General features: G+C 75.0%; 6 protein-coding genes. 5 read left to right on the forward strand and 1 reads right to left on the reverse strand.

Features of this window, described 5'->3' with window-relative positions:
* Positions 1-172: 172 nt before the first annotated feature.
* Positions 173-1,282, forward strand: a complete 1,110-nt coding sequence (locus ACOJTC_RS19380) for a glycosyltransferase family 4 protein (protein WP_420117939.1) — start codon at positions 173-175, stop codon at positions 1,280-1,282.
* Positions 1,283-1,310: 28 nt separating this feature from the next.
* Here the strand turns inward: ACOJTC_RS19380 and ACOJTC_RS19385 are convergent, their stop codons facing one another.
* Positions 1,311-2,993: a protein kinase domain-containing protein gene (locus ACOJTC_RS19385; protein ID WP_420117936.1), complete on the reverse strand. Its 1,683-nt coding sequence runs from the start codon at positions 2,991-2,993 to the stop codon at positions 1,311-1,313.
* Between the two features lie 194 nt (positions 2,994-3,187).
* Between ACOJTC_RS19385 and ACOJTC_RS19390 the strand changes: the two genes are divergently transcribed.
* The 4 genes from ACOJTC_RS19390 to ACOJTC_RS19405 form a co-directional block, all read left to right on the forward strand.
* Complete coding sequence (locus ACOJTC_RS19390) at positions 3,188-4,018, forward strand: patatin-like phospholipase family protein (RefSeq protein ID WP_363656202.1); 831 nt, start codon at positions 3,188-3,190, stop codon at positions 4,016-4,018.
* Positions 4,018-5,037: a 1-acyl-sn-glycerol-3-phosphate acyltransferase gene (locus ACOJTC_RS19395; RefSeq protein ID WP_420117937.1), complete on the forward strand. Its 1,020-nt coding sequence runs from the start codon at positions 4,018-4,020 to the stop codon at positions 5,035-5,037. The genes ACOJTC_RS19390 and ACOJTC_RS19395 overlap by 1 nt, the downstream gene beginning before the upstream one ends.
* A gap of 52 nt (positions 5,038-5,089) precedes the next feature.
* Complete coding sequence (cutA, locus tag ACOJTC_RS19400; protein WP_363656206.1) at positions 5,090-5,410, forward strand: divalent-cation tolerance protein CutA; 321 nt, start codon at positions 5,090-5,092, stop codon at positions 5,408-5,410.
* Between the two features lie 48 nt (positions 5,411-5,458).
* Positions 5,459-5,752 (forward strand): hypothetical protein (locus ACOJTC_RS19405; RefSeq protein WP_420117938.1); only part of this gene is annotated, 294 nt, incomplete at its 3' end.

Here is a 5,752-nt window from a genome sequence, read left to right on the forward strand (position 1 = left end):
GGGGGGGGGGGGGGCGCCGCGGGGGGGCGCCCCCCCCCCCCCCCCCGCCGCACGCGCCCCGGACGGGCCCCACCCGCCCGGGGCGCGTTTGCCTGTCCGGCCAGGGGGAAATCGCCGCCGATCCCGCCGGACACACCTGCCGGACCGGGACAACGGGGGAGGATTCGTGGCAGTGACCCACCGTCCGTCGGAACGTCCGCCGTCCGGGCCGCCACTGCGGGTCGCGATGCTCGTGCCACCCTGGCTGTCGGTGCCACCACCGGGGTACGGCGGGCTGGAGCAGGTGGTGCACGGGCTGGTGGACGCGCTGGTCGGGCACGGGCACCGGGTGACCCTCTTCGGGGCCGGACGGCAGCACGGCACCACCGCCGACTTCGTCTCCACGATCGACGAGTTGCAGTACGACCGGCTGGGCGAGTCGCTGCCGGAACTGGCCCACCTGGCCCGGATCAACCGGCTGGTCTCCGCCGTCGACTTCGACGTGATCCACGACCACACCACGATCGGGCCGCTGGTGGCCGCCCGCCGTGCGGTGCCCACCGTGGCCACCGTGCACGGCAACCCGGTCGGCGAGTACGGGGCGGTGCTCGGCGACACCGACCACGGGGTGGGTCTGGTGGCCATCTCGCACGCCCAGCGCCGGTCCAACCCCACCCTGCCCTGGGTGGGTACGGTGCACAACGCCCTCGACGGCCGGGACGTGCCGGTCAAGCGGGAACCCGGCCGGGGCCCGGTGCTCTGGCTGGCCCGGTTCAGCCCGGACAAGGGCCCCGACACGGCGATCCGGGCCTGCCGGGCGGCCGGCCTCCCGCTCACCCTGGCCGGCAAGTGCAACGAGCCCGCCGAGCGCCGGTACTTCGCCGAGGTCGTCCAGCCGATGCTGGGCCACGACGTCGACGTGGTCATGAACGCCGACCGGGAGGCGACCCTGCGGCTGCTGGTCGACGCCCGTTGCCTGATCATGCCGATCCAGTGGGAGGAACCGTTCGGCATGGTGATGGTGGAGGCCATGGCGACCGGCACGCCGGTGGTGGCGCTGCGCCGGGGCGCGGTGCCCGAGGTGGTGGTCGACGGCGTGACCGGGCTGGTCCGCGACGACGCCCGGGAGCTGCCGGCGGCCCTACGGGAGGTGGTCCGGCTCGACCCGGCGGCCTGCACCGCGCACGTGGCCGAGCACTTCTCCACCGAACGGATGGCCCACGGCTACGAGGCGGTCTACCGGGCCGTCGCGTTCGGCACGGCCCCACCGCTGCGCCGGCCCGTCGGGCTGCGTACCCGGTGACAGGTACGCGGCGGGTCGGCGCGGGCGCTCAGACGGTGGTCGCGGCCAGGTCCCGGACGGCGGCGTCGAGCTGCCGGCCGTACGCCGGGGTGATGCCCCCCTCGTCGATGCGGCGGGTGACCTTCTCGCGCAGCGCGGTCACCTGAGCGGGCACGTCGGAGCGGCCCTCGGCGGCGGACCGGGTCAGGTTGGCCAGCACGTTGCGCAGGTCCAGGCCGACGTCCTCGCGGACCTCGCCGGTGCGGACCCCGTCGTCGATCAGCCGGCGCATCCGGTCGGCGGCCTCGGTCAGCCCGCCGCCGCCCTGGCCCCCGTCCGGGGTGGTGGCCGGCGGGCGCGACGGCGCGGGTGCGCTGGTGGCCCGCCGGGGGGCCGGCGGCGCGGTGGGGTCCGTCGCCGGCTGGGTACGTGACGGGGACGGTTCGGTCACCGGGGTCTCGCTGCGCCCGGCGACCGGCGGGGTGTGGGTGCCGGGTTCCAGCAGCGGGGCGAGCAGGAGGCCCGCCGCCGCGGTCAGCACCACCAGCACCCCCACCGCCACCAGCGGGCGGCGCGACGGCGGCAGCAGCTCCGGCTCGGCGGTCCCGTCCCCCGGGCCGGCCCGCCGGGCGTCCGGATTGCCGGTGTCCGTCGTCGCCACGGCCCCGGCCCGGCCACCGGCCGCACCACCGACCGCGGCCCCGCCGGCCGGCGCGGTGCCGTCACCGGGGCCCGCCGTGACACCGCCCGCCGATCCGGCACCGCCCGCCGCTGCCGCACCGATGCCCGCTGCCGCGCCGACGGCGACCGGCCTACCGGGCCGGTCGCCCGGGGCGTCGCTCCCGGGGACGGCGGGCAGGGTGACCGTCGGGGAGAGCATCGTGGCCGCCTGCGGATCACCCGGCAGCAACTGGTCGCGCAGCGCGGTGGCGACCTGGTGCGCGGTCGGCCGTTCGTGCGGGTCCCGGGCCAGGCAGCGCAGGCAGACGTCGACCACCACCGGGGGCAGCCCCGGTACGCCGTCCAGCGACGGCGGTCGCTCGTCGGCGATCGCGGCGGCGAGCTGCTCCCAGGTCTCGGCCGGGTACGGCGGCTGGCCGGTCAGCGTCTCGTAGAGCAGCACGCCGAGGGAGTAGACGTCGGTCGACGGCTGGGCCGGTGCACCGTCCAACCGCTCCGGCGCGACGTACGCCGGGGTGCCGAAGGTGCCGCCGTCCTCGTCGTCGTCGGGGGTGCCGGCCTGGGTGGCGATGCCGAAGTCGAGCACCTTCGCGCCGACCCGGGTCATCATCACGTTCGCCGGGGTGATGTCCCGGTGCACGATGCCGAGCCGGTGTGCCGCCGCCAGCGCCTCGGCCACCTGGGCACCGATCTCGACCGCCTCCGGCCAGGGCAGCGGACCCTCGCTCAGCCGGTGCTCCAGCTCCTCTCCGGTGAGCAGCTCCATCACCACGAACGAGGTGATCTCGCCGTCCGGGGCGAGCGCCTCGCCGTAGTCGTGCACCGCGGTCACGTGCGGGTGGACCAGCTGGGCGGCCGAGCGTGCCTCCTCGCGCACCATGTCGCGGAACCGGGCGTCGGCAGCCAGCGACGGCGCGAGCACCTTGACCGCGACGACCCGGTCGAGCACCTCGTCGCGGGCCCGCCAGATCACCGACATCCCGCCGGCCCCGATCCTGTCGAGAAGCCGGTACCTGCGGGCCAGCAACCTACCGGCGTTCAGGGCTGCCATCAGTGTTCGCACCTGCCTGGGGTTCGGGGTGGTGTCAGGTTGCGCGAATGTGTCCCCCCTGTCAACGGTTGTCCACTTGCCCGATGACCCTCCGCAGTGGCGGTTTCGCCCACCGCCACCGGTTGTCGGGCGCGTGCGGCGGTGACCAGCGGCTGCACCACGGTCACGGGCGGTGGCGTGCCAGGATGAACGGCATGAGTGGCGGTCCGGTGGCGTTCGTGCTCGGCGGCGGGGGAGTGCTCGGCGCGGTCGAGGTGGGAATGCTGCGCGCCCTGTTCCGGGCCCGGATCCGCCCCGACGTCGTGCTCGGCACCTCGATCGGCGCGGTCAACGGCGCGCTGGTCGCCGCCGACCCGTCCGAGGCGGTCACCGACCGGCTGGTCCGGCTGTGGGCGTCCCCGGAGGCGAGCGAGGTGTACGGCGACTCGGTCGCCCGGCAACTGCGCCGCTTCGCCGCCCGTACCCACCTGCACTCGCCCCGGCCGCTGCGCAAGCTGCTGGAGGGGGAACTGGGCGCGGACACCACCTTCGCCGACCTGAAGGTGCCGTTCCGCTGCTGCGCGGCCAACATCGAGCGGGCCGCCGAACACTGGTTCCACACCGGACCACTGGTGTCGGCGGTGCTCGCCTCCGCCTCCGTGCCGGGGCTGCTGCCACCGGCACAGATCGACGGCCAGCACTACATAGACGGCGGGATCGTCAACTCGATCCCGATCGGCGAGGCGGTCGCCGTCGGCGCGACGCAGATCTTCGTCCTCCAGGTGGGGCGGATCGAACGGGAGCTGACGCCGCCCCGCCGGCCGTGGGAGATCGCCCAGGTCGCGTTCGAGATCGCCCGCCGGCACCGGTTCGCCCGGGAGATGGCCGCCCTGCCCGAGGGGGTACGGGTGCACGTCCTGCCGACCGGCGGGCTGGAGCCGCGCGACGACAGCCCGTGGGCGTACCGGGACATGGCGGCGGTGGGGCGGCGGATCAGCCGCGCGTACACCGCGTCCCGGCACTACCTGGCGACCCTGGACCGCTGATGCCGCTGCCCCCTCGGTGGGTACGCCGGCTGCTGTTCGCGCCCGGGGTGATCCTGCTCGCGGTCACGGTGCTGACCACGGTGCCGGTCTGGGCGCTGCTCGCGCTGGCCGCGTCGCCGTTCGTGCCGGGCCGGTTGCGCCCGCTGCGGCTGCTCTGGATCGGCTGCGTCTACCTGGTCTGGGACGCCGCCGCGCTGGTCGCCCTCTTCGTGCTCTGGCTGGCCTCCGGGCTCGGCAGGTGGAAGCGCACGCCGGCCTTCCAGCGGGCGCACTACGTGCTCGCCGGCTGGTTCCTGCGGGTGCTGTTCTGGCAGGCCCGGTGGACGCTGCGGCTGAGCATCGACGTGGTCGGCACCGACCCGGACACCGCCCTGCCCGGCCGGCCGGAACTGGTGCTGTGCCGGCACGCCGGCCCGGGTGACTCGTTCATCCTGATCCACTCCCTGGTCAACTGGTTCCAGCGGGAGCCCCGGATCGTGCTCAAGGAGACGCTCCAGTGGGACCCGGCGATCGACGTGCTGCTCAACCGTCTGCCCAACCGGTTCATCGCCGCCGGTGACGGCCGAAACGAGGCGGTCCGGCAGATCGGCCACCTGGCCACCGGGCTGGACGACGACGACGCCTTCGTGATCTTCCCGGAGGGTGGCAACTTCACTCCCGGCCGACGCGTACGGGCCATCTCCAAGCTGCGCGCGCTCGGGCTGGAGCGGATGGCGGTGCGCGCCGAGCGGATGCAGCACGTGCTCGCCCCGCAGCCCGGCGGGGTGCTCGCCGCCCTGGACGCCGCCCCGGAGGCCGGCGTGATCTTCGTGGCGCACACCGGCCTGGACCGGATGCTCACCGTCGCCGACGTGTGGCGCGAACTGCCGATGGACAAACGGATCGTGATGCGGTTCTGGTCCGTACCGCCCGAGGACGTCCCGACCGGCCGGCAGGAGCGGATCGACTGGCTTTTCGACTGGTGGGACCGGATCGACAGGTGGATCGCCGACAACCGGGACAGCGTGACGGCACGGTGAACGCACCGTCACGGTCGACCGGTTCGCCGCCGTTCCCGCGTAAGGTGCGCAGGTGGACCAGATCTGCGTGGTGACGACGGTGGTGGACTCGCGCTCCGTCGCGGACCTGATGGCGGCCGCCGCGGTGGCCGGGCGACTGGCGGCCTGCGCCCAGGTCGGCGGCCAGGTCGACAGCACGTACTGGTGGCGGGCCGGGGTGGAGACCAGCACCGAGTGGTCGGTGCAGTTCAAGACCGCCCCCGACCGGGCCACGGCGCTGGTCGCCCAGATCCGGTCCAACCATCCGTACGAGGTGCCCGAGATCCTGGTCACCTACGCCGAGAGCGGCGACCGGGCATACGCCACCTGGGTGCACGAGAACACCCGTACCTAGGTACGGGCACTCTGGCCTCCGGTTGCGGCCCACCGGCAGGATGGCCGGGTGCAGAACACCGGTTACCCCTGCCCCCGCTGCGGAGCACCCGCCGAGCTGACCCGTGGGTGCGCCGGCTGCGGGCTCGGGCCGTACCCGCCTGCCGCCGAGGTGGTCCGGTTGGACCGGGAGATCGTCGCCCTCGGCCGGGAGGTCGAGCGGGCCCGGCAGGCGTACCAGGGGCTCGGTGGCCGACTGCTCGCGGCGCAGCGCCGGCGGGCGGAGCTGGCGGCCCGCATCCGCCGGGAGATCCCCGCCCCGGTCCCGTTCGTCGCGGCGGTCCGTCCGCCCGCGCCGGCGCCC

This window comes from Micromonospora sp. (genome assembly GCF_048594385.1).
In the GTDB taxonomy this organism is placed as follows: Bacteria; Actinomycetota; Actinomycetes; order Mycobacteriales; family Micromonosporaceae; genus Micromonospora; species Micromonospora wenchangensis.